The sequence below is a fragment of the Rhodopseudomonas boonkerdii genome (assembly GCF_021184025.1).
GTDB classification, from domain to species: domain Bacteria; phylum Pseudomonadota; class Alphaproteobacteria; order Rhizobiales; family Xanthobacteraceae; genus Tardiphaga; species Tardiphaga boonkerdii.
The window spans coordinates 3,221,027-3,245,645 of sequence record NZ_CP036537.1 but is presented as its reverse complement, the minus strand read 5'-3'; the positions used below and the strand labels follow the sequence as shown (position 1 = coordinate 3,245,645).

Genomic DNA, 24,619 nt, shown 5'->3' with positions numbered 1-24,619 from the left:
TAATGCGATAGTGCCCCCTCTTGCCAAGCTGTGTCGCGGAACGGGGAACGCCGAATTGGATATCGAAGAGCTCAGGACATTCGTGGAAGTGGCCGATGCTGGTGGTGTATCGCCCGCCGCGCGGCGGCTTGGCGTCTCAAAGTCAATTGTCAGTCGTCAGCTCGCACGCATCGAAGCGGAACTCGGTGTTCAGCTTCTGGCGCGTACCACGCGTGGCGCTGCTCTCACGGAAGCTGGCATCATGTTTCGCGATCATGCGGCGCGCGCCTGTGCCGAGATCGACACAGCCCGGGAATTGATCCTGCCGGACGGCGAGCTTTGCGGTCGATTGCGCGTAGCCGCGCCGCTGACTTTCGGCCCAACACATCTGGCGTCCGTGCTCGCGGACATGGCAAGGCGCCATCCGCAACTTCACATCCACGCCGTTTACAGCGATCGCTTTGTCGATCTGATCGCAGAGGGATTCGATTGTGCGATCCGGTTCGGTTATTTGCAGGATTCCAACCTGATCGCGCGCCATGTCGGGCCGCTTTACGGGAAGCTGGTCGCGAGCCCGGATTATATCAAAGCGCAAGGAGCGCCCGAGACACCTGACGAGCTCATCGCTCACCAGGCGCTTATGCAGGGCACGGAAGCCTGGCAGTTCATGGACGGCGATAAGATCGTCACGGTTCGTCCGCAGGGGCGATTCAAGGCCGACAACGGAGCAGCTCTTGTCGCCGCCGCATTGGCAGGACTCGGTATCGCCTGGCTGCCGGGTGGTATCACCGACGATTATATCGCCTCCGGCGCGCTGGTTGCGGTCATGACACGCTATCCACCACCGCCGGCAGGTGTCTATGTCCTCCGTCCACCAAGTCAGCATCCCGCACGGAAGGTGCGGGTTCTTACCGAAATGCTGATCGCGTGTTTCGCAGAGACTCCGCGCCCGGCAGGTGTCGCCCCCTAAGTCGAGGCGGAAGTCACGGACGGTCAAACCGAGTTGGGCGTCTGATCGCTTTGCGGTTGCATGTGATGCACTCGCCGGGACGTCGATGCCTCGACGCAACGTCTGCAGAATTTATTTAAATGCCAGTCGTTCGAGAAAGAACTGTTTTAGATCCGCGCGAAACCCTTTCATTGTGTGATCGTGGTTGGACGGAGTTAAGCATCTCGGGCAATTCGCGGTAGTTCTATGCTTGTTTGAGCTGACTTGTATCTTTCGGTCGTCTACTGAAGCGTCATACTGAATAGAATATATGGAGGCACCACATGCGTCGTATCGGGCAGATCATTGGTGATTACGACAATCCAAACAGCCTTGGCTCGCGTTTTCGCGCGCGTCGCAGCGCTCCCCTCCGTCGCCTGATTGAAACCGTTCATGCCGAGAAAGGGGTCGTCAGGATCCTCGATGTCGGCGGGATGGAATATTATTGGGAAATGCTGGGGGAGGCCTATCTCGCGCGGCACAATGTTCATATCGATCTCCTGAACCTGAAGGGCGACATTCGCCCGATTAAGAACGAGCAGCGGTTCAACGCCGTCGAAGGCAATGGCTGCGATCTGCCTTTCGCCGACAACAGCTACGATATCTGCCACTCCAATTCCGTCATCGAGCATGTCGGGAACTGGCATAACAAGGTGGCTTTCGCCCGAGAAACGACCCGCGTCGCTCCACATTACTTTCACCAGACACCGAATTTCTGGTTTCCATGGGAACCGCATCAGAGCATGGCGTTCTACCATTGGCTGCCGGCACCCATGCAGCTCTGGATCGCACGGAACTACAGACTCGGCTGGGCGAAGAGCAAGGCTGAAACGGTTACGGACGGCATGTGGGCGGTCGAACATGCAAGTATGCTCGATCGAGCGATGTTCGATAGTCTGTTTCCGAATGCGAAAATCATCGTGGAGCGTCTGGTGGGCTACCCCAAGTCTTTCGTGGCGACGAGCAACTAGGCGCGTCCAGACTGCGCTACGGCCATAGTTGCCTCATGTATTAATGAGATTTTAACTGCGCTGGTAGCATTCTAAGCATGCTGCCGCCGACTTTCTCTTCCCACGTATAGCAAGATCATGAGCGATCAGGTCGCCGATAGCGTCGAGCGGATGCCGCGCGCCATGCCGCAGGGGCAGTCGGTCAGACTTAACTTGCCTTTTGCTGGCCCTAACATCCAGAAGATGCTGGTTGTCTATTTCTTGCTCGTCTTCCTGTTCTCCGGAACGGTGCTGGATTTTCTTGGCTACGACTATTCCGCGATCGAAGGTTCGCAGATCACCAAGATCCATCCAGCGACCTACTTTATCGTTTTGCTGTTTCCGATTTTCATTCTGTCCTATCCGCGCAAGCGCGATCTCATCGACTACTATCTTGCGACCAAGCTCGGATCGATCTTCTTTTTCTGCGCCGCGACCTTCGCTTTCATCAATATCGTTCTCGGTGGCCGCAATGGCTTCGGCATGTATTTCGACACCGACTTGCATCTGTTTCTGTGCTGCATGTTGCTGCCGTTCGTGCCGCCCCAAGGCATGGTGAAACTCGAGCGCTTTCTGCACGCGTTTTTTGCCGTGAACGCGTCACTCGCGATCTTCGAGCTGGTGTCCGGCATCATGGTTTTTCCGCTCACCACCTATTCGCCGGATGGCACGCAGATCGCCGAGGCGCGCGCAGTGGCATTGCTTGGTCATCCCCTGCATGCTGCGACGATCACCTGCGCCTATATCGTGAGCCTGCTGGTCGGGGGCGGCAGACTGTTGAAGTCGCGATGGCGGATGCCGATGATTGCGCTGCAGACCGCAGCCATGGTGGCGTTCGGCGGTCGTACGGCGCTGGTTCTGACGCTGTTCATTCTCACGATCGCGATCTGTTGGCAGATCGTCCGGTTCTCGTCCGGCCATCGATACGCGCGTAGTACGGTGATGATCGCCATCGCGGCCGTGCCGGTCGGAATCGCCGTCGTGACGGCGCTGGCGCTTGCCGGCTTTTTCGATCAGTTGCTCGAACGGTTCAATGAAGACGGCGGTAGCGCTCGCAGTCGTCTGGTAATGTTCCCGCTTTGGGGCTCGTTCAGCTGGGGGGATTTTCTGTGGGGGCCGGATCCCGATTATATCCGCTCGCAGATGTATTCCTTCGGCATGGAGTGGGGCATCGAAAATCCCTTTGTCCATATCAGCATCTATCAGGGCGTCGTGATCTCGTCCCTGATCCTGCTCGGTCTGCTGCTTGTCTTTTACGATGCTTTTAGGCGCTTGGAGCCGCGAGTCATCGTGCCGATGATCGTCTATCTGATGCTCGTCAACACATTCGGATCTTTCGCCGGACGCTTCCTCAATCTGACACTTTTCATGATCGTCGTATCGGCGCTATTTCGCCGGCATGGCGCGTCATCACGCTACGTCGTTTAGAGGAAGGCTGGCCTGTGCGGGGCAGGGGTATTCTGAAGCGATAGGCCTGCGGTCGTACCAAGAGCCCTTTGATGCAAAGCGCTGGGCCGACTAGTGGCGCTCCGCGGTCACCACGCGAACCTCGCGAATGTTGATCACCTTCGTCGACGCGCTGCGCAGGCACGAGGCTTCGAAATTCGGCCAGGCCTGCTCGGAACAGGCGGACCCGACGGCCTTGACGTCCAGACGATCGGACTTGGCGAGGGCCACCGGAACGGACGCTTCGACCCTCGGCGCGAAGCCGGGGAGGATGGTGACGGCTGCGGCAATGAAAGCTGCGATCGCGACGGCGGAAAGAGCCTTGATCATGATGGTCCCCTGTCGGTCGGGTCATTTCGACCCGGTTGTTTGTCGGTCCCTGTGCTGGCCTGATTAGCCAGGGCAGGTTTCGGCAGATTGTCGTCCTCGGACGAACTGGTTTCGTTTCGCCTGGTCTGTGTTTCATCGATCCACCCGCGACGACACAATTCTCCGAAAAGCGAGTGTTTTCAGTGCCGTCCCTGGATACCTAGCAGACGCTCCGGGCGGCGTTCCGGTTCGACCCGATTCGAAAAATATTGTCGGGTGGCTTGGAGCGTCTTGGATGGAACCAAGGCCGCTTGCGGGGGCACCTTCGGCAGGCTAGGTGTGAGCGCATGACCCGTATCGCGCTCTACCCCGGATCGTTCGATCCCGTTACCAACGGCCACCTCGACGTGGTCCGTCATGCCGTCGGCCTTTGCGACAAGCTCGTCGTCGCCGTGGGCGTGCATCCCGGCAAGAAGCCGCTGTTCTCCACCGAAGAGCGGCTCGACATGATCAAGCAGGTATTCGGACCGATCGCCGATAAAGCTGGCTGTCAATTCGACTGCGTCACCTATGACAACCTCACCACCACGCTTGCGGTGGAACTCGGCGCCACCATCATGATCCGCGGCCTGCGCGACGGCACCGATCTCGACTACGAGATGCAGATCGTGGGCATGAACGAGGCGATGGCGCCGGGTGTGCAGACGGTGTTTCTGCCGGCTTCCGTGGCGGTCCGCCCCATCACCGCCACGCTGGTGCGGCAGATCGCTGCCATGCAAGGAGACGTCTCTGCTTTCGTGCCGGATGCCGTCGCCAAGGCTCTCAAGTCCAAATTCGCCAGTTAACCGGCATTTTCGCATCGGAGTATCCATGATCCGTACCATCGCCCTTGCAGCCGCGCTGCTATTGGCAGCTCCCGTATACGCGCAGACGCCCACCGCCCAGGCTCCCACATCGGCGCCGCTGCCGGCCGGGCTCGACAAGGCGAATTCCATCGTCATCGATACGACTAAGGGCCGCATTATCATCAAACTGCGCCCCGACATCGCTCCCCAGCATGCCGAACGCATCAAGCTGCTGGCGCGTGAGGGGTACTATAACAATGTTCCGTTCCACCGCGTGATGGACGGCTTCATGGCGCAGACCGGCGACGGCAAGAACTTCAACGGCACTGGCGGCTCGAAGTATCCGAACCTTCCGGCGGAATTCTCGCAGGTGCCCTACAAGCGCGGCGTGGTCGGCATGGCGCGCACCTCCGATCCGAACTCGGCGAATTCGCAGTTCTTCATCATGTTTGCCGACGGCTCGTCTCTGAATGGCAAATACACCGTGATCGGTGATGTCGTGTCGGGCATGGATGTGGTGGACAAGCTCAAGAAGGCGCCTCCGGGTTCCGCCTCGGGCGCCGTGACGGATCCGGACAAGATGGTGACCGTGCGGGTCGCTTCGGACATCAAGTAAGCCGCATCCGGTCGCCAACTAACGCATCACGACTTGTGGCGCAGATGTGCCACGCTTAACTCAGCACACCGCATCGTGTGCTGACCATTTGCATTGCTAACGAAAGAGAGTTCATCATGGCCACCGACAACACGCTGGTACTCGAAACCACCCAGGGCAACGTCACTATCGAGATGCGCCCGGACCTGGCGCCGGGCCATGTCGCCCGGATCAAGGAGCTGGTGCGCGACGGCTTTTATGACGGCATCGTCTTCCACCGCGTCATCGACGGTTTCATGGCCCAGACAGGCTGTCCTCAGGGCATCGGCACCGGCGGTTCGGGGCAGAAGCTAAAGGCCGAATTCAACGCCGAGCCGCATGTGCGCGGCACCGTGTCGATGGCCCGCGCCGCCAATCCGGATTCCGGCGACAGCCAGTTCTTCATCTGCTTCGACGACGCCTCGTTCCTCAACAAGCAGTACACCGTCTGGGGCAAGGTGACAGAAGGCATGGAGAACGTCGACAAGATCAAGCGTGGCGAGCCGGTGCAGAACCCGGACAAGATCGTGAAAGCCTATATGGCGGCCGATCAGGCAGCCTGATCGGCGTTTTTGCTAGTATAACGACGTCATGCCCGGCCTTGTGCCGGGCATCCACGTTTCTAACTCCGTCCCTCATCCTGAGGAGCGCGAAGCGCGTCTCGAAGGAAGGCGGCGAGTTTCGAGCCTCACCAGCTCATGGTTCGAGACGGCGCTGCGCGCCTCCCCACCATAAGGGGCGGAGGGCGGGCGACGCTTCGATAATCGTGATACATCCAGTCAATGCGCACCGATCTTTTCGACTTCGAGCTTCCATCCGGGAACATCGCGCTTCGCCCGGCGTCGCCGCGCGAGTCCGCGCGGCTGCTTGTGGTGCGGCCGGGTGAGGTGCTCGAGGATTGCACTGTCGGTGATCTGCCGGACTGGCTGCGGCCGGGCGACCAGCTTGTCGTCAACGACACCAAGGTGATTGCAGCCTCGCTCACTGGCCGGCGCATCAGCCGCGATACCGAGCCGAAGATTGAGGCGACGCTGATCAAGCGCATCGATGGCTCGCGCTGGCAGGCTTTCGTGAAGCCCGCGAAGAAACTCGCGCCCGGCGACGTGGTGCGCTTCGGCCATGACGGCCGCGTCTGCCTGCTCGGCCATCTCGATGCGACCGTGGAAGCCAAAGGCGAGGCGGGCGAGGTGACATTCGCGTTCGGCTTCCACGGCCCGGCGCTGGATCAGGCCATCGCAGAACTCGGTTCGCCGCCATTGCCTCCCTATATCGCGTCGAAGCGCGACGCGGATGAGCAGGATGCGGCTGACTATCAGACCATGTTTGCGGTGAACGAGGGCGCTGTCGCTGCGCCGACCGCCGGTCTGCACTTCACGCCGGCGCTTGAAGCAAAGCTGACGGCGCGCGGTGTCGGGCTGCATCGCGTCACGCTGCATGTGGGGGCAGGGACCTTCCTGCCCGTGAAGGTGGACGATACCCTTGATCACAAGATGCATTCCGAATGGGGATCTATTTCGCGCGAGACGGCGGATGCGCTCAATGCGGCACACGCCGCCGGCGGTCGTATCGTCGCAGTCGGTACCACATCCATGCGTCTGCTTGAGAGCGCAACCGGCGAAGATGGAGTGATCAGGCCGTTTGCCGACGACACCGCGATCTTTATCACGCCGGGCTATCGCTTTCGCGCGGTCGATATCCTGCTTACCAATTTTCACCTGCCGCGCTCGACACTCTTCATGCTCGTCTCCGCTTTCGCGGGTCTCGACACCATGAAGGCGGCTTATGCCCATGCGATTTCTACAGGCTACCGCTTCTACTCCTATGGGGATGCCAGCCTGCTATTTCGCAACGAAAGCTATCGATGACCGTCGCCAATCACTTTGAACTGCTCGGCACATCCGGCGCAGCGCGTCTCGGCCGACTGACCACGCCGCATGGCATGGTACGGACGCCGGCGTTCATGCCCGTGGGCACGATCGGCGCCATGAAGGGCCTGCATTGGCGCGAGGTGCGCGATGCCGGCGCGGATATCGTGCTGGGCAACACCTATCATCTGATGCTGCGGCCCGGCGCCGAGCGTATCGCGGCGCTCGGGGGGCTGCAGAAGTTCACCACCTGGAACGGGCCGATGCTGACCGATAGCGGCGGCTTCCAGGTGATGTCGCTGGCGCAGCTCCGTAAGGTCACGGAGCAGGGCGTCACCTTCCGCTCGCATATCGACGGCGCGAAATATGAACTTACCCCCGAACGTGCCGTCGAGATCCAGCGCCTGCTGAATTCAGATATCGCCATGCAGCTCGACGAATGCGTGCGGCTACCCGCGGAGCGTGGCGATATCGAGCGGGCCATGCAGCTTTCGCTGCGCTGGGCGGAGCGCTGCAAGCGGGCGTTCGAGACGGCGCCCGATGGCTACATGCTGTTCGGTATCGCCCAGGGTGGCGATGTGCCGGCGCTGCGCCATGCCAGCGCGCGCGGGCTGATCGATATCGGCTTTCACGGTTATGCCATCGGCGGTCTTGCCGTCGGCGAACCGCAGGATGTCATGCTGGCGATGATCGAGGAAGTCGCGCCGATTCTGCCAACGGATCGCCCGCGATACCTGATGGGCGTCGGCACGCCCGAGGACATTCTGGAAGCGGTGGGCCGCGGCGTCGATATGTTCGACTGCGTGATGCCCACCCGCAATGGCCGCCACGGCATGGCCTTTACGCGGTACGGCCAGATCAATATCCGCAATGCGCGGCATCAAGATGACCCGCGTCCTCTCGACGAGGAAAGCCCGTGGCCGGCTACACGCAATTATTCGCGTGCCTATCTGCACCATCTCGTGCGTGCCAATGAGACGCTCGGCGCGATGCTGCTATCGGAGATCAATATCGCCTATTATCAAACGCTGATGCAGGGAATCCGCGCAGCGATTGAAAACGGTAGCTTCGAAGAATTCCGCGCACAAACGCGCGAAGGCTGGGCACGCGGCGATATCGCGTCGCGCTAAAGCCGACTGACGGTCGATCATCGCAACGGGATCGCGAGCATCGGTTCGCGATCGATCATGACTGGAGCAAAGATCGAATGCGAGATGTCCGAAGGCCACGAATTAGTACCCGCATTCCGCATACTGTTTCCGAGCCAGGCGGTAGCCGGAGCCGACATCGACAAAATCTACATTGAGACAGTTGCCTCGCTGTCTAAAGTTGGGAGCGAGACCCGCACATCTCAGATATTCGATGTTTAGTCTCCAGCGCCGCTCCTGAGGATTATAGGTCGCGAAATCGCGTTGTGCCCGTGGTGGTCCCTTGCAGATCGTGGTGACGTAATCGCGGACGATCATCGGCAGGTTATTGATGTGGCTCGGATCCCACGGATCACCTTTGTTAATCGACCTTGCGTGGGCGCTCGGACAAGCGAGGAGAACGCTCGCCAAGAGCACTGCTTGTTTGCGCATAATGAATTGTTCCGGTCTGCAAATTCGACGTCTGCCTGCGAATGCTGGTTTGAGCGTCGGTCACGAGTCCTTTCTGTTCCACCAGCCCCCACCCAGCGCTTGGAAGAGAGCGACAGTGTCTGCGAGATTTGAGGCGCGTGCGTCGATCAGAGCCAGGGATGCTTGCAGATAAGCTTCCTGGGCAACAATTAACGTCGGTACGCTGATCTGTCCCTGCTCGACTTGTCGACGTATCAGTTCGATATTTCGCCGCGCGGTTTGCTCGGCCGCAGTGGCCGCCTGTACGCTGGCTGCGTCAGATTGCAGGGCGCGAAGCACATCCGCGACATTCTGGAACGCCGTCAGCACCGTGCTTCTGTAGTCCGAGATTGCCTTTGCTGTCGTTTCTTCTGCCGCGCGTTGGTGGAAGTATAGCGTGCCGGCGTCGAAAACTTTCTGTCCAACATTGCCGGCCAAGAGCCAGAAGGCGCCGCCGGGCGACAAATCAGGCATGTTGGATCGCGTTTTGCCGACATTGCCGCTGAGAGTAACTTGAGGAAGGCGCGCAGCGAGTGCTGCACCGATCTGCGCGTTGGCTCCACGCAAGGTCGCTTCAGCGGTCCGCACGTCGGGGCGCTGCCTTACAAGCTCTCCTGGCAAACTGATTGGCAGGCTTCGAGGTAGCCGGAAAGATTTCAGAACGAAAGCGGCGGCCTCGAGGTCGGCCGGAGTACGGCCGGTTAGCCTCGCGAGGAGGTTACGCTGTTGCGCAAGCTGCTTCTGCAGTGGCGGGAGCGTAAGGCGAGCCTGCGCGACTGCCGATTCCTGTACAACCACGTCGGGCAAGGCAATCTGACCTTCCTCGTTCTGACGCCGGAGGATACGCAGGAACTGCAACTGAAGATCTATGATACGATGAGTTGCAGCGATTTGTCCACGCAGGCGCGCTTCCTCGATAGCCGCCAGCGCGATGTTTGATGCCAGTGTGAGATAGACGCCCTCACGCTGGAAGATCTGTACCTCCGTTTCCGCGTCTGCGGCTTCGATGAGACGCCGTGAGCCACCCCATATATCAGGCACGAACGATACGCTGACCTGCCGCGTTGTGACATTGTATGGAGATATCCTCGTGCTCTCACCCGTTTCTCCATCCGACAAGAAGCCGGGAGGACGTTGACGACTGCCATCGAAACTAGCATCTATCACCGGAAACAGAGCGCCACGTTGGGCCATCGCGTTCGCTTGTGCTGCGCGCACGGATGCCTCCGCAGACAACAGGTCCGGGTTATGTGCGAGACCCTCACGTACCAGACGGTCCAGCGCTGGAGAGCCGAATAGCTCCCACCACTCCGGCGGTAAGCTTTGCCCGGAAAGCAGTTTTCGTCCCTGCACCGTGTCGCCACGCGGCAGATCCTTGTCGTGATTTGGAAGGAACGACGTTGCGTGTGGCGCTTCCGGCGTTTTGAAGTCGGGGCCAACGGCGCAGCCAGATAGAAAGGTCGTCAGGACGATGGTGAGGACCGTCCGGCCATGAGGCATTCTACGCACGTTTCGGGTCTCCCGGATCAGCACTCTCGACATTCTCCGTTCAGCCATCTCATTCGGCCGGCGTCGCAACTGTCGCCGCATCTCCCGAAAGCGCGCTTCGACGCGAGAATCTCTCGATCAGGATCGGAAATACGACGAGGATGAACAACGGAGCCAGCATGATGCCGCCGACGATGACAAGCGCGAGCGGGCGTTGGACTTGGGCGCCGATCGCCGTTGAGAAGGCCGCCGGAAGCAAGCCGACACCGGCCGCCATGCATGTCATCAAGACCGGGCGAAAGCGTAGCTCGCACGCTTGATAGATCGCCCTTGATCGCTCCGTGCCACTCTCGATCAGCTGATTGAACTGCGACAGGAGAATGATGCCCTCCATCACGGAGATGCCGAAGAGGGCAATGAAGCCAACGGCGGCAGATACGCTGAATGGTGTATTCGTGACAAGAAGAGTCAGGATTCCGCCGATCGTCGCCATCGGAATCACACTCAGAGCGAGGAGTGTATCGGTCACCGAAGAGAAGTTGACGAACAGGAGTATCGCGATCAGCAGAAGGGTGACAGGAATGATCAGCTGCAGTCGCTTGATCGCATCCTTCAAGTGCCCGAACTGGCCTGCCCATTCAATTCGGTAACCGGAAGGAATATTCAGATCACGCACCTTCTTCTGGGCTTCGAGAATCGCGCTGCCCAGATCGCGGTCGCGAACGCTAAACTTGATCGGAACGTAACGTTGCTGTCCCTCACGATAGATAAATGACGGCCCCGAAACCAAGCTGACCGTTGCGACCTCGCGAAGGGGAACCCGAATGACCTCGTCGGATTCTTCGTCCTTAACCCCGATAGTGAGTTGACTGATTGCCTCGATGTTCTCGCGATACTTAGGGGCCAGCCTCACCATGATCGGGAAAAAGCGGTCGCTGGCTGGCTCATAGAGATTGCCGGCTTCCTCACCGCCAATGGCGGCCTGGATTGCCGTATTGATGTCACCGGGCATGAGGCCGTATCGTCCCGCGGCAAAGCGGTCGATCTTGATGTTAACGGTCGGCTGACCCAGCAGGGTATACGCGCTGAGATCGGTGACGCCCGGCACCGTTTCCATCGTGGCCTTGATCTGCTCTGCGATGTCTTTCAGCGTATTCAGATCATGGCCGTATATTTTTACGGTGTTGTCGCCCTTGACCCCCGATATCGCTTCGGAAACGTTGTCCTGTAGATATTGGGAAAAGTTGAACTCGACACCGGGAAAATCGGCCTTTAGCTGTTCGTCGATTTCCGCAATCAGGCGCGGCTTATCCATTCCCGAACGCCAATTCTTCCTGGCGGAGAATGGTGCGTTGAACTCGACGTTGAAGAATCCGTTGGAATCCGTGCCGTCATCCGTGCGGCCTTGCTGAGAAATAACGGTCTCGATTTCCGGAAGCTGAGAAAGATATCGGCGTATCCGGTTGGCCGTGTCGTTTCCGGCTTCCAGCGAGATGGAGGACGGCATCGTTGCGCGGAGCCAGAGATTTCCTTCTTCGAGCGTGGGGAGAAACTCGACCCCAAGTGACCGCCCCGCCACGAGCGAGACAAGCCCCATACTCGTTGCAAGAGCGATTGTCATCGCTCGGCGGCGCATCGCTCCGCGAAGCAGAGGGAAATATGCGCGGCCGATCATACGGACCACGATCGTGTCCGAATGTACGGTCTTCGTCGAGAGCAGCACAGCGCTCAGCGCCGGGACGATAGTGAAGGTAGCGATCAGTCCGCCAGCGAGAGCATAGGCATATGTTTGCGCCATAGGCCCGAAGATATGGCCTTCAACGCCTGTCAGAGTGAAGAGCGGGAGGAACCCCGCGAGGATGATAGCTGCGGAGAAGAGAATAGGCCTGCTCATCTCGGATGCAGCGCGCCGGATGATCGAGATCTTTGTTTCTGCCGAAGTTCCGTGGGGGTCTGTGAGACGATTGCGTGCGTTGTTTGTCAGTCGCCGGAACAGGTTCTCGACCATGATGACCGTCGCATCGATGATCAAGCCAAAGTCGATCGCTCCGATTGAAAGCAGGTTGGCGGAATTACCTCTCAGAACCATAATGATGATTGCAAAGAAGAACGCGAAAGGTATCGCTGATGCCACCACGATCGCGCTGCGAAGATCCCCGAGGAACATCCATTGGATCAGGAACACCAGTGCGATACCGAACAGGACGTTGAAAAGAACCGTGCTGGTGGTTGCGCTGATAAGTTCGCTCCGATCGTAGATTCGGACAATCTGAACGCCAGGAGGCAAGAGGTCCGACGAGTTGATCTGCTCGATTTCGCTCTTCACCCTCTCGATGACTGGCGTGCTGTGTTCTCCTCTTCGCATGAGAACGGTGCCTTGAACGATATCGTCGAGGTCGTCCCGGCCGGCTATGCCCAGTCGCGGCAGATGGCTGACGCTTATATCCGCGATGTCGCGCATGCGGATCGGGTTTGCGCCCGATTGCGACAGTGTCGTATTTCGGATGTCGTCGATCGTCTGTATCAAACCTATTCCGCGTACGACGGCGGACTGCATGCCGACATTGACGGTCTGACCGCCGACATTGACGTTGCTCTTCTTGAGGGCCTCGACCACCTCTGACAAGGTCAAGCCGTTTGCCGTCAAGCGGTTCAGGTCGATCTGGGCCTCGAATGTCTTTGTTTTTCCTCCCCAACTCGAGACGTCGAGGACGCCCGGGATTGCGCGAAAGCGTCTGGCAACCACCCAATCCTGCAAAGTCCTGAGATCCATCACGCTGTAGCCGGGCGGTCCGATCAATTGATATCGGTAGATTTCGCCGATCGGGCTCCACGGGGAGATGTCCGGCTGAGCGTCATTCTGGAGCGGAGGAAGTTGCCCCAGAAGGTTGAGCACGCGCTGGAGCGCCTCTTCATAGGTAAAGTCATAAGTGAACTGAAGTCGGATGTCGGACAGGCCGAAGAGCGAGATCGAGCGAACGGAAGTAAGATGCTGAGCCGTGGTGAGCCCTGTTTCGATCGGGATCGTGATATAGCGCTCGATGTCTTCCGCCGACTGCCCCGGATTCTGCGTTATAACCTGAACCAGGGGTGGTACCGGATCGGGATACGCCTCGATGTTTAACTTACTGAAGGCAGCAACGCCAAAAACGATCAGAAGCGAGAAAAGCAGGATCACAAGCGTCCGCAGCCGCAGGACCTCTGCAATGAAGCTGTTCATGGAAAAAACTTTCAGTTCGCGCGAGGCGGCGTTTCGGAGCTAACGGCTGAGTGCAGCAGCGCGATCGATGAAGAGACTCCCGCGGGCAATGATTTTGTCGCCAACCGACAGGCCGTCCAGAATTTGCACCATGTCTCCGCTTGTAAGACCCACCTTGACGTGACGCAGTTCGGCTTCCCCATTATCCCGCGCAATCCATACGCGTGTTGAGGTGCCTTCATAGAGAACGGCATCGCGCGGGACCGCAGGCGATTCCGTTGGTTCATTGGTGATGATGTGGGCGGTTGCAAACATCTCGGGTTTCAGGCGACCACCAGAGTTTTCCACTGTCGCCCGAACGAGAAGGCGACGGCTGCTCGCTTCGAGCGAGGATGCGACATAGCTAACGCGAGCCTCGAACACCTGGCCCGGCAAGGTCAGCACGGTAAAACTGAGAGGTTGCCCGATCCGGATATGGTCTGCATCGGATTCGCGAATATAGGCGACAAGCCAAACCTTCGACATGTCGCCGATAAGCATCACGGGGTCTGTATCGCTCGCGCCAGCGTCGACATATTGTCCCGGTCCGATCCGACGTTGTATGACGGTGCCGGCGAGGGGCGAGTACACAGGAGTTTCGGGAGAAATCACTCCGGTCTTCTCAAAAAGTTCAACCTCAGAATCGGTCTTTCCGAGAAGCTTGAGCCGGTTCTTGACCGCCTGTCGTGCAATTTCTGCGGTTCGCAAGTCGTTCTTTGCAGCAGTCAGGTTGGCGTCGGCTTCTTCCCATTCCTTCAAGGACATGGCTTTATCCTTGTAGAGGCTGCTCAGACGACGCTCGACCACGGTTGTCAAATTGACCTGCGAGCGTGCTTTGTTGAGATCGCCTAAAGCAGATACGAAATCCTTCTGCGCTTCGATGGAATCCGCGGCTTCGATGACGAAAAGAAGCTGTCCTTTCTGTACGGTATCACCGGTTCCAACCGCGAGATTTGTGATGCGTCCTGCGTATTGCGAGTAAACGCGCGTAGCGCGATCCTCATCGATCGCAATCTTTCCCTCCGTGCTGAACTCTTGCGCAAAGCGCATGGAGGTTACGGGCTGAACCGACAGGGAGGCCCACTGAGATGGGGTTGGGCGAAAGTGCTCGGTGCTCTTGCGTTGATTGCCTGGATTCTCGCCGATCGCGTGCGATGTATGCGAACCCGACAGAAAGTATATGAGGGAAGCGGTAGTCACGAGAGAAACAACTGCAAATGTAAGTAGATTACGATTTTGAACTAACTTTGCGCCGGGCGACATCGATGTCGGTCTCTCTTGTTTAAGGAAAGTTGGCTGCGAGCCTTAAGGCGGCCTCATTTCCAAACGCTGATTGTGCTACCTGCTAGGCCTTCAATTTGATGCGCCATGACATATCCGAGTGTCAGTCTCAGATTCCGCCAGTACGGCTGCCGATCATATATGCGCGCGCAATTACACACGCCTTACGTACTCGATGGGCGAAGCAGAAATATGCAGCTGAAGTAACCGCTTACGCGAATCTTACATGAAGATTACGCGAACCTTACAATGGCGTGCCGAGTGACATGGAAGGTTGTGCTGCGCTAGAACCGCTTCGTTGCGGAGATCACGTGCATGCGAATACTGGTTGTCGAGGACAATCCTGAACTTGCAGATATTATTTCGAGGGGCTTGAAGGACGCTGGATTTGAGAGCGATTGGGTCGCCGATGTTGCGACGGCGCGCGATTCGCTGAACGCAACGCGATATGCCGCGCTGATACTCGATCTCGGCCTTCCGGACGGAGATGGACTGCTCGTTCTGCGGGAGCTCCGTTCTCGGAATGATCCGATCCCGGTGTTGGTTCTTACGGCGCGCGGAGGGGTGCAGGACCGTATCAGCGGACTGCGGACCGGGGCAGACGATTATCTGGTGAAGCCATTTGCATTCGAGGAGCTGGTTGCGAGGATCGAAGCTCTTCTACGCAGGCCCGATCAGCTCCTGGGGCGGTCATTGTCCTTATCGAACATGGTGCTCGACACAGAAGGGAAGCAACTTCTTGTCGATGGGCAACCGAGAATACTGTTCGGGCGCGAGTTCGAAGTGATGGAAATGTTGCTCAGACGCAAGGGCAGTGTTGTGTCGAGGAAGATCATGGAAGATCAAATCTTCGGCCTGTCGGGAGAGGTGGGGTCGAACGCCGTTGAGGTTTATGTGCACCGGGTGCGACGGCAGCTGGCTGCAATGAACGCGCGCGTGAAGATCTTGAACGTTCGCGGAGTGGGATACATTTTAACGGAAGACTCCTGAGCTCATGCGATTTCGTTCCATTATGCTTCAGGTCGTGTTCCTTCACACGATAGCGATTGTCTGTGCTGCGGTCATTCTGCCGTTGATGCTCTACAAGACGCTCGACGCTGATGTCGATCAACTGCAGCAGGATGCTCTGAAGGATAAGGCATTACGCATCGTCGATCATCTTAAGCGCAAGGAAGGAGGGTGGTCACTCGACTTGCCGGCTGGACTGCGCGATCAGTATTCGCAAGCCTATGGACGCTATTCCTACGTTATTCTTGACGACGCGGGCGTAACTCTTTTCTCCTCGCGACCGGATGAAACGCATCTCTACCCTGTCGATGACGATGGTAAAACAACATCGTTTTATCAAGAGACCACGACGCGGGGGGCTCGTACCATAGCCGGCGTAAGCATGAAACGGAGTCTGGATGGCCGGAGCGTCTGGGTACAGGTCTCGGAGAATTTATCTCATCGCGATGTCATCGTCGATGATCTGGTTGCAAACTACTTCAATCAGGTCGGCTGGATCACTGCGCCAGTGCTCATATTTCTTGTCGCGGTGGATTTTCTGATCCTTCGTCGTGCGGTGCGTCCCTTGCTGGATGCGTCAGCGAAAGCCCGCAGTATCGGACCAGAAAGGATTGATCTGCGGCTTCCCGTGCGGAATATCCCGATTGAGATCAGGCCGCTGGTTGTCGCTGTGAATCAGGCTTTTGATCGTCTTGAACGTGCTTTCCGAGCCCAGCGCGATTTCGCTGCCGATGTGGCGCACGAGCTTCGAACGCCTTTGACCATCCTTCGCGGCAGGATCGAGACTTTGTCTGACAAGGCGACTAGGAGCACGTTGAACGACGACGTTGTGGGGATGACCCGTGTCGTGAATCAATTGCTGGATGCGGCAGATCTCGAAACGGTCGTTATCGATTGGAACGAGAAGGTGAGTTTGCACGACATCTGCGTGGAGATCGCTGCTTTTCTCACTCCGCTCGCGCTTTCCCAGGGAAAGCAGATATCGGTCACCAGCGCTCGCAATCTCGATGTTATCCCGGGAAATGCCGAGATGTTGCGTCGTGCGATCCGAAATCTGGTTGAAAATGCGCTGAGGCATACCCGTGATGGCTCGGTCGTCGAACTCGTCGTCAGGAGCAGCAGTTGCGTAAGCGTTCTTGATCGTGGTCCGGGCATTCCGGTAGGCGAGAGAGCGCTGATCTTTCAGAGGTTTTGGCGGCGCGATCGACGCGCAGGCTCTGTCGGTCTTGGATTGGCGATCGTCAAGCGGATCGTGGAAGCACACGGAGGCGACGTGGAAGTATGCGATCGAGCGGGAGGCGGATCTGAGTTTATCATGGCGCTTCTTCCTCGGGACGAATGGCATGATGACGATCTGGTGGAGAGCGATGGGGCGCGGTCGGCGTCTCTCCTTTGACGATATAAGATTTGCGGCAGCGAGTGAGCTGCCTCATCCGACTGACCGCTTCAGCGACGCGAATACAGGCCGCAGATAGCGCAGCATCTCTGCCGGATTCTCCGTCATTGGAAAATGCCCGAGTTCCGGCATTTCGATGACGCGTGCATGCTCGATCCATCCGGCGAGTTGATAGGCGTCATCGACCGTTGCGGAGAAGTCGTAGTGGCCGATGAGGAGGGACACCGGAATGATTCTGCCGTCGATCTGTTTGGCAATCTGCTCGCCGTCGAACTCGTCCGAATAGAAGGCGAGGTCTCCGTCATAGATGCCGGGTGCACCTTGCGAATAGATATAGGCGGCTCGGCGGCGCAGTTCCGCCGGGCTGCGCGGTCCGAGCAGGCCGCGCACATAGGCTGCGGAATGCCAGCCGCCATTGACCTTGGCATGGGTAAGATAGCCGTTGCGGCGCCCCCGCGGTCGCAGCGGTGCTTCCAGTGCGATCACCGCCCGAACGAGATCTGGCCGCTCGGCGGCGAGCACCATGGCGATGCCGGCGCCCATCGAGCACCCCATGACGATGACCGGTTCGCGAACGATCTGCTCGATAAAACTGACGCACCAGTCGAGATAGGTCTGCTGATTGAGCAGATAGGCCTCACCGGTCCAGCCGGCCGGGGGCATCGAGCGGCCGTGAAAGGGCATGTCGAAGCCGATCAGACGCCAATCGTCGCCAAGGGCGGGGTCACACATCACGCCATGAAACTGGCGGGTATCGGCGCCGGCCGTGTGCAGGCAGAGCACAGGTGTGCCAGCGCCGGCTTCCTCGCTATAGATCTGCGCGGTCCGGCCTGCGGCGTTCGTGATGCTGTGATAGCTGCCGGTCAAACGGCTGAGATCCGCGAATGGCGATTCGACTCCATGATAGGATGTGAGATTGGCGAAGATCGCCTCGAAGCAGGCACGGGCCTGCGCGATCGCGAGAGGATCGCCGGTGATCGTGAAGCGCGAGTTGCGCAACTGGATCGACGAAAAGGAATGATAGGTCGGCGGCGCCGGCTCGGCGAGCACGAGAGCCCAATCATCGGCGCTGGCCGTAATCCCGATCTCGCTGGCGGTATTGGAATCGGCAGGCGGCGTGCCGATGATGACGTCATGAGCCTGGTCGCCGACCGTAAAGCGCACGCGCAGCGAAAGGCCGCGCGAAAATGCTTCGACTTCCGGCTTGACGAGCGCCGCTGTCAGATGATCGACGAGCCGTTCGAAGACGGACATCGATGTGGCTCACTTGTCCGCGGTGAGATAGCGGCCGATCTCGGTGTGATCAGACTTAGGCCCGAGCTGCTTGAGCGCGTTGTTCCACATGGCCGTGATTTCATCGGCGAGGGGCGCTTTGACGCCGATCTGATGCGCGAGCTCGTCGGCGGTCTGAATGTCCTTCGCCATCAGCGCCATAGCGAAGCCAGACGCATAACTCTCCGAGATCATGAACTGTTTGAGCTTGTTCTCGGTTGAATTATTGCGGCCGGTCGAGGCATTCAGCACGTCCACGAGCGTGTTCGGTTCGATACCGAATTTGCTTCCGATGGCGAGCGCTTCTGCCGCAGCGGCGAGACCTGCGGCCGAGACGTAGTTGTTGAGCGCTTTGGCGGCGTGGCCGGAGCCGAGCGGGCCGGTGCGGAAAGCGGCAGGGCCCATGGAGAGCAGGATCCTGTCAGCGCGGTCGATGGTCGCGTGAGCGCCACCGGCCATGATCGCCAGCGTGCCGCTGATGGCGCGCTTCACGCCGCCGGAGACCGGCGCATCGATGAACTCAAAACCTTCCGCGATCAGCTCTTCGCCGAGGGCGCGGGTGCCGAGTGGAGCGGAGGAGCTCATGTCGATGATCACGGTGCCTCTGGCCAGCTTGGCTTTAAAGCCTTCGATAGCGGCACGCACGATCTTGCCGTCCGGAAGCAGCGTCACGATCGCCGCGGCATCAACGATCGCTTCATCGATCGTCGCAGCGGCATTGCCGCCTTCCTTTGCGAAGGCATTTCGCGCATCCGTTGACAGGTCGAAGCCCATCACCTGAAATCCCGCGCGGGCGATACAGGCGGCCATCGGCCGGCCCATATTGCCAAGTCCGATCACGGTCACTTTGGCGGGCGGGATGATTGCTGCTGAATTCGTCACGGGCGTTCCTCTACGATTGTTCGTGTCGTGATTTATTGATGTGGTCTGGTGTCAGTCGCTGCGGCTGAGAGCGTCGAGCGCGACCTTTGCGGCGTTCTGAATGTGCAGAACGCAGGCGCGTTCAGCGCCTGCCTCGTCGCCATTTTCAATGGCGGTCAGGATCGTCTCGATCTCGTGCAGACTGGTGCCGATCCGGTTGGCCTGCGTCATGGATGTCATGCGCAGGACCGTGACGCGGTTAAGCAGCATTTTCAGGAAGCGCTCGACGAAACCGTTGCCACAGCCTTCGAGCAGTGCAGCGTAGAATTCGGTCTTGGCGGCGAGAAGGTCGCTCCGGTCTTCCTGGCCTGCGACTTCGCCCATCCTCACGAACTGCTTGCGCAAGCGTGCGATGATTTCCGGGTCGCGGCGCCGTGCACATTCGCGGCCCGCATAACCTTCCAGCAATCCGCGCAGATCGTAAAGCTGTGCCGCTTCTTCGACGGTGATCGTGCTGACGACGGGGCCCCGATGCGGGATCGTTGTGACGAGGCCTTCGGCTTCGAGCTGCCGCAGGGCCTCGCGGATCGACGTGCGGCCCACACCGGTCTGTTCGCAGAGTTCGCGCTCGATCAGCCGCTGGCCCGGTTTGAAGCGGCCGCTGCCAATCGCTGATCGCAGCCGATTTTCCACCAGCTGGCGCAGGCTCGTCGTTTCGCGCGTGACGTTCAGGTCCGAGTCGTTTTCTGCCATGCGTCAATTGACCTCTTGTCAGACAATCTGTCAAGCAGCTTGACCGCCTGTCTGATTTGTGTTCCCCATGAGGTAAGCCTTAAGGCGCCCATCGGAGGAAACTGCCATGTCGAAGACGTCATCTACGCGCGGGGGCATCGATCGCCGTACCGTTCTGGCCGGGTCGGCCGCGCTGATCGCGGCGCCCTGGGTTGTTTCCCCGGCGCGCGCCCAGGCCAAGCAGGTGAATATCGGCGTGATCATGCCGCTGTCGGGCGCCAATGCGCAGTTCGGCATCAATTCTCGCAACGGCATCGAGCTGGTCGCGGATGAGATTAACGCGGCCGGCGGCATCAAGGCGCTCGGCGGTGCGAAGATCAATCTGATCGTCGCCGACGCGACGTCGACGCCGACCACGGCCGGCACCGTCGCCCAGCGCATGATCAGCCAGAACGAAGTGACGGCCATTCTCGGCGCCTTCGCGTCGTCGCTGACCATTGCGATCTCCGAAGTCACCGAGCGGCGCGATATCCCGCTGCTGACGATGTCATTCGCGGACCAGATTACCGGGCGCGGTTTCAAGAACATCTTCCAGGTCGTTGCCAAGGCATCGGCGCTCGGCAAGGCCCAGCTCGATTACACCGTCGCGATCGCGCAAGCGGCGGGCACCAAGATCGACAAGATCGCGATCATGTATGAGGACACGGCCTATGGCACCGCCCAGGCTGGCGGTCTTCGCGCGGCTGCCAAGGCGGCGAATATCGAACTGGTGATGGACGATGCCTATCCGCTGGGAATCACCGATACGACGCCGCTGATCAACAAGCTGCGCGCGTCGGGTGCTCAGGCGGTTTTTCCGGTCTCCTATCTGAATGACAGCTTGCTGCTCATCCGTACCATGCGCCAGCAGCGCATCACTATTCCGGCCATCGGCGGTGCCGCCGGTTATGTGATCCCGGATTTCGAGAAAGGGCTTGGTGAATTCGCGGAAGGCGTGTTGTCGATCGCCCCAGCCAATTATGACCTCGACACGAGTCTCACCGATCGTTTCCGCAAGCGCTTCGGTTACTTCATGGTGCACGAGGCGCTCGAGCATGCCGTCGCGCTGGATGTGCTGGTGCAGGCCATCGAGAAAGCGAAGTCGGCCAAGGCCGAGGACGTCACAATGGCACTGCGCGGTGGGAAATTCACTGGCGGCTGGACCAATGCGATGACCGGCGGTGCCGTGCAGTTCGACAGCACAGGCCTCAACACCGCGTCGATCCCGGTGATGGTGCAGTGGCGCAAGAAAGAGCTCGTGACCGTCTGGCCGAAGGAAGTGGCCAAAGGCACGGCCGAGTGGAATTCCTGATCATTTAGCGAAAGAAGATCGTGTCGTTCATTCAAGCGATATTGGACGGCCTCCTGGTTGGCGGCGTTTACGCCGTCATCTCGATTGGCCTGACACTCGTCTACGGCGTGATGGGCATTGTGAATTTCGCGCAAGCAGAATTCCTGATGATCGGCATGTTCGTATCATGGTTTGCCTGGGCCTATCTCGGCCTCGATCCCGTTCTGGCGGCGCCACTGTCATTTGCGGTGGCGTTTGCGCTGGGATGGCTGGTGCAGGGGCAGCTGATCTCGCGCGTGCTGAAAGCGCCGTCCGTGGCCCAGATCTTTCTAACGGTCGGTCTTTTGATTGTGCTCGAAAACGGCGCGCTTCTTTCCTTCGGATCGCAGTTCCGTTCGGTCACGACATCATATCAGACGATGTCGCTGTCACTCGGATCGCTGTTCATCAGTGTGCCGTATCTCATCGCATTCTCGATGTCGCTGGCTTGCGGCGTTGCTTTGTGGTGGTTCATGCGCACCAGCTGGTTCGGTCGCGCCATGCGCGCGACTGCACAAAACCCCATGGCGGCGCAACTCATGGGGATCGATACGGCCCTGATGTACAAGATGGCTTTTGCGCTCGGCGTCGGTCTTACCGCCTTCGGCGGCGCCGTCATTCTTCCCTATGTCACGGTGTTTCCGCAAGTCGGCGGGCAGTTCGTCGTCCTCATGTTTACGGTCGTCGTGCTTGGCGGCCTGGGCAGCGTCGCTGGTGCGGTGGTCGGCGGTCTTGCGGTTGGCGTCATCCAGGCGCTGTCTGCGCTGTTCTTCCCGATCCAGCTGCAGAATCTCGTTCTCTTCCTGGTCTTCATTCTCGTGCTCGCCGTCCGGCCGCAGGGTCTCGTGGGAGCAAGCCGATGAAACGCTGGATTGCGATTGCACTCGTTGTTCTGATTGCGGCGGCGGTACCCCAGTTCCTGAGCCCGACCGGATATTGGATCCGCGTCTTCACCTTCACGCTGCTGTTTGCCGCGATGGCGCAGGCGTGGAATCTGATCGGCGGCCTCGCCAATCAGTTGTCGCTGGGGCACGCTGCCTTTTTCGGCATCGGCGCCTACACATCCACGATCCTGTTGCTGAAATTCGGCATCAGTCCCTGGATCGGCATGTTCGCGGCTGGTGCGCTCGGCGGTCTTGCCGCGCTCATCATCGCGATTCCGACGATGCGTCTGCAGGGCCATTATTTCGCGTTGGCGACGCTGGCCTTCGGCGAAGTGGCACGTGTCATCGCCAATGTCTGGACCTCGCTGACTGGCGGTCCGGGCGGTCTATCGGTGCCGTTCGTGCCGCCAAGCTTTGCCGCCTATTCGTTCAAGCAATTGCTTCCGCACGCCTATATAGCCCTGGCGGCGCTCGTCATCGTCACTGTCATCTTCGAAGTGATCCGACGCGGAGCGATGGGCTATCGTCTGCGCGCCATCCGCGAAAACGCGGCGGCTGCGGAAGTCATCGGCATCGATACGACCAAGGTCAAGCTGCAGACCGCCGTGATCTCCGGTGTCCTGACAGCCATGCTGGGCACGCTGTTCGCCCAGGTCGCGGTGTTCTTCGATCCCGATACCGTGTTCAGCGCGGCGTCGATTTCCATTCGCGTCGCCTTGATCGCCATCATTGGCGGTGTCGGTACGGCTGTCGGTCCCATCCTTGGCGCGTTCTTCATCGTGCCGATCGAGGAGCTGATGAACGATCTGTTCTCGTCAGGCGCGGCAGGCCTGTCGCAGCTGATCTTCGGCGTGATCCTGATCGTCGTCATCCTCTGGCGTCCACGCGGACTTGTAACCATCTTCGAGACGCTGCGCGCTCGACTTCAGGGCAAGGGAGCGCAATCATGACGATCCTTGATGTGCGTGGCATCTCGCGGCGCTTCGGCGGTTTGCAGGCGCTATCGGACGTGACGTTCTCCGTTCCGAAAGGGCAGATCGTCGGACTCATCGGTCCCAATGGGGCAGGCAAGACGACCTTCTTCAGCACGCTTTGCGGGCTCATCAAGCCGGATTCCGGCGCCATCACGCTTGATGGTACCAGTATCGTCGGCCAGAAACCGCATAAGGTCGCCCGCCTTGGCATGACCAAGACGTTCCAGAACGTGGCGCTGTTCGCCGAGAGCTCGGTGCTCGACAATGTGCTGACGGCTGGCTTGCTACGCCACGATGTGGAAACCGCGCGAGAGCGGGCGCTGGTTTGCCTGGATCGCGTCGGCCTCAAATCTGTTGCGCACAAGATGGCTGGCAATCTTTCATTTCCGGAACGTGCGCGAGTCGAGCTCGCGCGCGCTTTGTGTACCGATCCCAAGGTTCTGCTGCTCGACGAGGTCATGGCGGCGTTGAATCCCGTCGAAATGCAGGAGATCATGGATCTGATCCGCCAGCTACGCGATGACGGCATTACGCTGCTCGTCGTCGAACATCACATGCGTGCTATCATGACGATCTGCGATCGCATCCTAGTGCTCAATTTCGGCCGTCTGCTCGCTGACGGCACGCCGCACGAGGTTGCCAACGATCCCGTGGTGGTCGAAGCCTATCTCGGGCGGTCGGCGGAGGGCCATGCATGAACACCTCCCAGCCTCTCCTTGAAATCAAGGGCCTCAATGCCGGCTACGGCGGCATCGATGTGTTGCACGATATCGATATTCAGATGCATGACGGCGAATTCGTTTGCATCATCGGCGCCAATACTGCGGGCAAGAGTACGATCCTGCGCACGATCTCGCGTCTTGTCCCCAATGTTCGCGGCACGTTGCGCTTCAATGGCACCGATCTCGCCACACGCACAGCGCACGACATTCCGTCGCTCGGCATCGCGCATGTCCCGGAAGGGCGCCATGTCTTCCCGGACATGAGTGTCGAGGAAAACCTGATGCTTGGCGCATTCACCGCACGCAAGGCGACCGACCTGCAGCAGCGAATGGAACGAATCTTTGAGCTTTTTCCGCGAACGCGTGAGCGGCGGGCCCAGCTTGCAGGCACGCTGTCTGGCGGAGAGCAGCAGATGGTGGCGGTCGGTCGCGCGCTGATGCTGCAGCCCAAGCTGCTGTTGCTCGATGAGCCCAGCCACGGTCTCGCGCCGAAGGTCGTCGAGGAGATGCACGAGGCATTCGTGAAGATCCATCGCGGTGGAACCTCGATTCTCCTCGTCGAACAGAATGTCAGCCTCGCTCTTGACGTCGCCGCACGCGGTTATGTTCTGGAAAGTGGGCGTGTCACGCTGCAAGGTACATCAGCCGAATTGAATGAGAATCCGGCCGTTCGTGCTGCCTATCTCGGTATCTGACCGAGGGGCAGGCGAGGGCAATCTACTATTACAGCAAGAAGGATCC

General features: G+C 59.2%; 22 protein-coding genes. 15 read left to right on the top strand and 7 right to left on the bottom strand.

What is annotated here, in order from left to right:
• Positions 1–55: 55 nt before the first annotated feature.
• From E0H22_RS14830 to E0H22_RS14820, 3 genes are all read left to right on the top strand, one after another.
• A complete protein-coding gene (locus tag E0H22_RS14830; RefSeq protein ID WP_233021778.1) occupies positions 56–949 on the top strand; it encodes a LysR family transcriptional regulator in 894 nt (297 codons plus the stop codon).
• Positions 950–1,251: 302 nt separating this feature from the next.
• The gene (locus E0H22_RS14825; RefSeq protein WP_233021777.1) at positions 1,252–1,938 is read left to right on the top strand and encodes a class I SAM-dependent methyltransferase; all 687 of its coding nucleotides are present in this window, start codon (positions 1,252–1,254) and stop codon (positions 1,936–1,938) included.
• 117 nt (positions 1,939–2,055) lie between these two features.
• Positions 2,056–3,384, top strand: coding sequence for a VpsF family polysaccharide biosynthesis protein (locus E0H22_RS14820; protein WP_233021776.1), 1,329 nt, complete (start codon positions 2,056–2,058; stop codon positions 3,382–3,384).
• 90 nt (positions 3,385–3,474) lie between these two features.
• Here the strand turns inward: E0H22_RS14820 and E0H22_RS14815 are convergent, their stop codons facing one another.
• Positions 3,475–3,732, bottom strand: coding sequence for a hypothetical protein (locus E0H22_RS14815; protein ID WP_233021775.1), 258 nt, complete (start codon positions 3,730–3,732; stop codon positions 3,475–3,477).
• A 326-nt stretch (positions 3,733–4,058) separates the two neighbouring features.
• On the opposite strand from E0H22_RS14815, the gene coaD reads away from it, so the two are divergent.
• From coaD to tgt, 5 genes are all read left to right on the top strand, one after another.
• The gene (gene coaD / locus E0H22_RS14810) at positions 4,059–4,556 is read left to right on the top strand and encodes a pantetheine-phosphate adenylyltransferase (RefSeq protein WP_233021774.1); all 498 of its coding nucleotides are present in this window, start codon (positions 4,059–4,061) and stop codon (positions 4,554–4,556) included.
• A gap of 25 nt (positions 4,557–4,581) precedes the next feature.
• Entirely contained in the window at positions 4,582–5,172 is a 591-nt protein-coding gene (locus E0H22_RS14805; protein WP_233021773.1) for a peptidylprolyl isomerase, read from the top strand.
• Positions 5,173–5,285: 113 nt separating this feature from the next.
• On the top strand, positions 5,286–5,753 hold the full coding sequence (locus E0H22_RS14800) for a peptidylprolyl isomerase (RefSeq protein WP_233026375.1): 468 nt from the start codon (positions 5,286–5,288) through the stop codon (positions 5,751–5,753).
• Between the two features lie 219 nt (positions 5,754–5,972).
• Positions 5,973–7,055 carry a tRNA preQ1(34) S-adenosylmethionine ribosyltransferase-isomerase QueA gene (gene queA, locus E0H22_RS14795; RefSeq protein ID WP_233021772.1) on the top strand — a complete coding sequence of 361 codons (1,083 nt, stop codon included), beginning with the start codon at positions 5,973–5,975 and terminating at the stop codon, positions 7,053–7,055.
• Positions 7,052–8,185 carry a tRNA guanosine(34) transglycosylase Tgt gene (gene tgt / locus E0H22_RS14790; protein ID WP_233021771.1) on the top strand — a complete coding sequence of 378 codons (1,134 nt, stop codon included), beginning with the start codon at positions 7,052–7,054 and terminating at the stop codon, positions 8,183–8,185. The genes queA and tgt overlap by 4 nt, the downstream gene beginning before the upstream one ends.
• A 510-nt stretch (positions 8,186–8,695) precedes the next feature.
• Here the strand turns inward: tgt and E0H22_RS14785 are convergent.
• Genes E0H22_RS14785 through E0H22_RS14775 form a run of 3 tightly spaced genes read right to left on the bottom strand, consistent with a single transcriptional unit; the run spans position 8,696 to position 14,642 of the window.
• Complete coding sequence (locus E0H22_RS14785) at positions 8,696–10,210, bottom strand: efflux transporter outer membrane subunit (protein ID WP_233021770.1); 1,515 nt, start codon at positions 10,208–10,210, stop codon at positions 8,696–8,698.
• 1 nt (position 10,211) lies between these two features.
• Positions 10,212–13,361, bottom strand: coding sequence for an efflux RND transporter permease subunit (locus E0H22_RS14780; RefSeq protein ID WP_233021769.1), 3,150 nt, complete (start codon positions 13,359–13,361; stop codon positions 10,212–10,214).
• 39 nt (positions 13,362–13,400) lie between these two features.
• On the bottom strand, positions 13,401–14,642 hold the full coding sequence (locus E0H22_RS14775) for an efflux RND transporter periplasmic adaptor subunit (RefSeq protein ID WP_233021768.1): 1,242 nt from the start codon (positions 14,640–14,642) through the stop codon (positions 13,401–13,403).
• A gap of 333 nt (positions 14,643–14,975) precedes the next feature.
• Here E0H22_RS14775 and E0H22_RS14770 point away from each other — a divergent pair, with 333 nt between their 5' ends.
• Both E0H22_RS14770 and E0H22_RS14765 read left to right on the top strand, forming a co-directional pair.
• Positions 14,976–15,650 carry a response regulator transcription factor gene (locus E0H22_RS14770; protein ID WP_233021767.1) on the top strand — a complete coding sequence of 225 codons (675 nt, stop codon included), beginning with the start codon at positions 14,976–14,978 and terminating at the stop codon, positions 15,648–15,650.
• 4 nt (positions 15,651–15,654) lie between these two features.
• Positions 15,655–17,064, top strand: a complete 1,410-nt coding sequence (locus tag E0H22_RS14765; RefSeq protein WP_233021766.1) for a sensor histidine kinase — start codon at positions 15,655–15,657, stop codon at positions 17,062–17,064.
• A gap of 33 nt (positions 17,065–17,097) precedes the next feature.
• Here the strand turns inward: E0H22_RS14765 and E0H22_RS14760 are convergent, their stop codons facing one another.
• Genes E0H22_RS14760 through E0H22_RS14750 form a run of 3 tightly spaced genes read right to left on the bottom strand, consistent with a single transcriptional unit; the run spans position 17,098 to position 19,950 of the window.
• Complete coding sequence (locus E0H22_RS14760) at positions 17,098–18,318, bottom strand: alpha/beta fold hydrolase (protein WP_233021765.1); 1,221 nt, start codon at positions 18,316–18,318, stop codon at positions 17,098–17,100.
• Between the two features lie 9 nt (positions 18,319–18,327).
• Positions 18,328–19,218 carry an NAD(P)-dependent oxidoreductase gene (locus E0H22_RS14755; RefSeq protein WP_233021764.1) on the bottom strand — a complete coding sequence of 297 codons (891 nt, stop codon included), beginning with the start codon at positions 19,216–19,218 and terminating at the stop codon, positions 18,328–18,330.
• A gap of 51 nt (positions 19,219–19,269) precedes the next feature.
• Positions 19,270–19,950 carry a GntR family transcriptional regulator gene (locus E0H22_RS14750; RefSeq protein ID WP_233021763.1) on the bottom strand — a complete coding sequence of 227 codons (681 nt, stop codon included), beginning with the start codon at positions 19,948–19,950 and terminating at the stop codon, positions 19,270–19,272.
• A 106-nt stretch (positions 19,951–20,056) separates the two neighbouring features.
• Between E0H22_RS14750 and E0H22_RS14745 the strand changes: the two genes are divergently transcribed.
• Genes E0H22_RS14745 through E0H22_RS14725 form a run of 5 tightly spaced genes read left to right on the top strand, consistent with a single transcriptional unit; the run spans position 20,057 to position 24,573 of the window.
• Positions 20,057–21,280, top strand: a complete 1,224-nt coding sequence (locus tag E0H22_RS14745) for an ABC transporter substrate-binding protein (RefSeq protein WP_233021762.1) — start codon at positions 20,057–20,059, stop codon at positions 21,278–21,280.
• 20 nt (positions 21,281–21,300) lie between these two features.
• Positions 21,301–22,161 carry a branched-chain amino acid ABC transporter permease gene (locus E0H22_RS14740; protein ID WP_233021761.1) on the top strand — a complete coding sequence of 287 codons (861 nt, stop codon included), beginning with the start codon at positions 21,301–21,303 and terminating at the stop codon, positions 22,159–22,161.
• Entirely contained in the window at positions 22,158–23,132 is a 975-nt protein-coding gene (locus E0H22_RS14735; protein WP_233021760.1) for a branched-chain amino acid ABC transporter permease, read from the top strand. The genes E0H22_RS14740 and E0H22_RS14735 overlap by 4 nt, the downstream gene beginning before the upstream one ends.
• A complete protein-coding gene (locus E0H22_RS14730; protein ID WP_233021759.1) occupies positions 23,129–23,854 on the top strand; it encodes an ABC transporter ATP-binding protein in 726 nt (241 codons plus the stop codon). Before E0H22_RS14735 ends, E0H22_RS14730 begins: the two co-directional genes overlap by 4 nt.
• Positions 23,851–24,573 (top strand): ABC transporter ATP-binding protein, encoded by a 723-nt coding sequence (locus E0H22_RS14725; protein WP_233021758.1) that lies wholly within the window; start codon positions 23,851–23,853, stop codon positions 24,571–24,573. The genes E0H22_RS14730 and E0H22_RS14725 overlap by 4 nt, the downstream gene beginning before the upstream one ends.
• Positions 24,574–24,619 lie beyond the last annotated feature (46 nt).

Coding starts and splice junctions, on each gene's coding strand:
- E0H22_RS14825 (WP_233021777.1), top strand. CDS start 1,252: ATGCGTCGTATCGGGCAGATCATTGGTGATTACGACAATCCAAACAGC.
- E0H22_RS14820 (WP_233021776.1), top strand. CDS start 2,056: ATGAGCGATCAGGTCGCCGATAGCGTCGAGCGGATGCCGCGCGCCATG.
- E0H22_RS14815 (WP_233021775.1), bottom strand. CDS start 3,732: ATGATCAAGGCTCTTTCCGCCGTCGCGATCGCAGCTTTCATTGCCGCA.
- coaD (WP_233021774.1), top strand. CDS start 4,059: ATGACCCGTATCGCGCTCTACCCCGGATCGTTCGATCCCGTTACCAAC.
- E0H22_RS14805 (WP_233021773.1), top strand. CDS start 4,582: ATGATCCGTACCATCGCCCTTGCAGCCGCGCTGCTATTGGCAGCTCCC.
- queA (WP_233021772.1), top strand. CDS start 5,973: ATGCGCACCGATCTTTTCGACTTCGAGCTTCCATCCGGGAACATCGCG.
- tgt (WP_233021771.1), top strand. CDS start 7,052: ATGACCGTCGCCAATCACTTTGAACTGCTCGGCACATCCGGCGCAGCG.
- E0H22_RS14785 (WP_233021770.1), bottom strand. CDS start 10,210: ATGGCTGAACGGAGAATGTCGAGAGTGCTGATCCGGGAGACCCGAAAC.
- E0H22_RS14780 (WP_233021769.1), bottom strand. CDS start 13,361: ATGAACAGCTTCATTGCAGAGGTCCTGCGGCTGCGGACGCTTGTGATC.
- E0H22_RS14775 (WP_233021768.1), bottom strand. CDS start 14,642: ATGTCGCCCGGCGCAAAGTTAGTTCAAAATCGTAATCTACTTACATTT.
- E0H22_RS14770 (WP_233021767.1), top strand. CDS start 14,976: ATGCGAATACTGGTTGTCGAGGACAATCCTGAACTTGCAGATATTATT.
- E0H22_RS14765 (WP_233021766.1), top strand. CDS start 15,655: ATGCGATTTCGTTCCATTATGCTTCAGGTCGTGTTCCTTCACACGATA.
- E0H22_RS14760 (WP_233021765.1), bottom strand. CDS start 18,318: ATGTCCGTCTTCGAACGGCTCGTCGATCATCTGACAGCGGCGCTCGTC.
- E0H22_RS14750 (WP_233021763.1), bottom strand. CDS start 19,950: ATGGCAGAAAACGACTCGGACCTGAACGTCACGCGCGAAACGACGAGC.
- E0H22_RS14745 (WP_233021762.1), top strand. CDS start 20,057: ATGTCGAAGACGTCATCTACGCGCGGGGGCATCGATCGCCGTACCGTT.
- E0H22_RS14735 (WP_233021760.1), top strand. CDS start 22,158: ATGAAACGCTGGATTGCGATTGCACTCGTTGTTCTGATTGCGGCGGCG.
- E0H22_RS14730 (WP_233021759.1), top strand. CDS start 23,129: ATGACGATCCTTGATGTGCGTGGCATCTCGCGGCGCTTCGGCGGTTTG.
- E0H22_RS14725 (WP_233021758.1), top strand. CDS start 23,851: ATGAACACCTCCCAGCCTCTCCTTGAAATCAAGGGCCTCAATGCCGGC.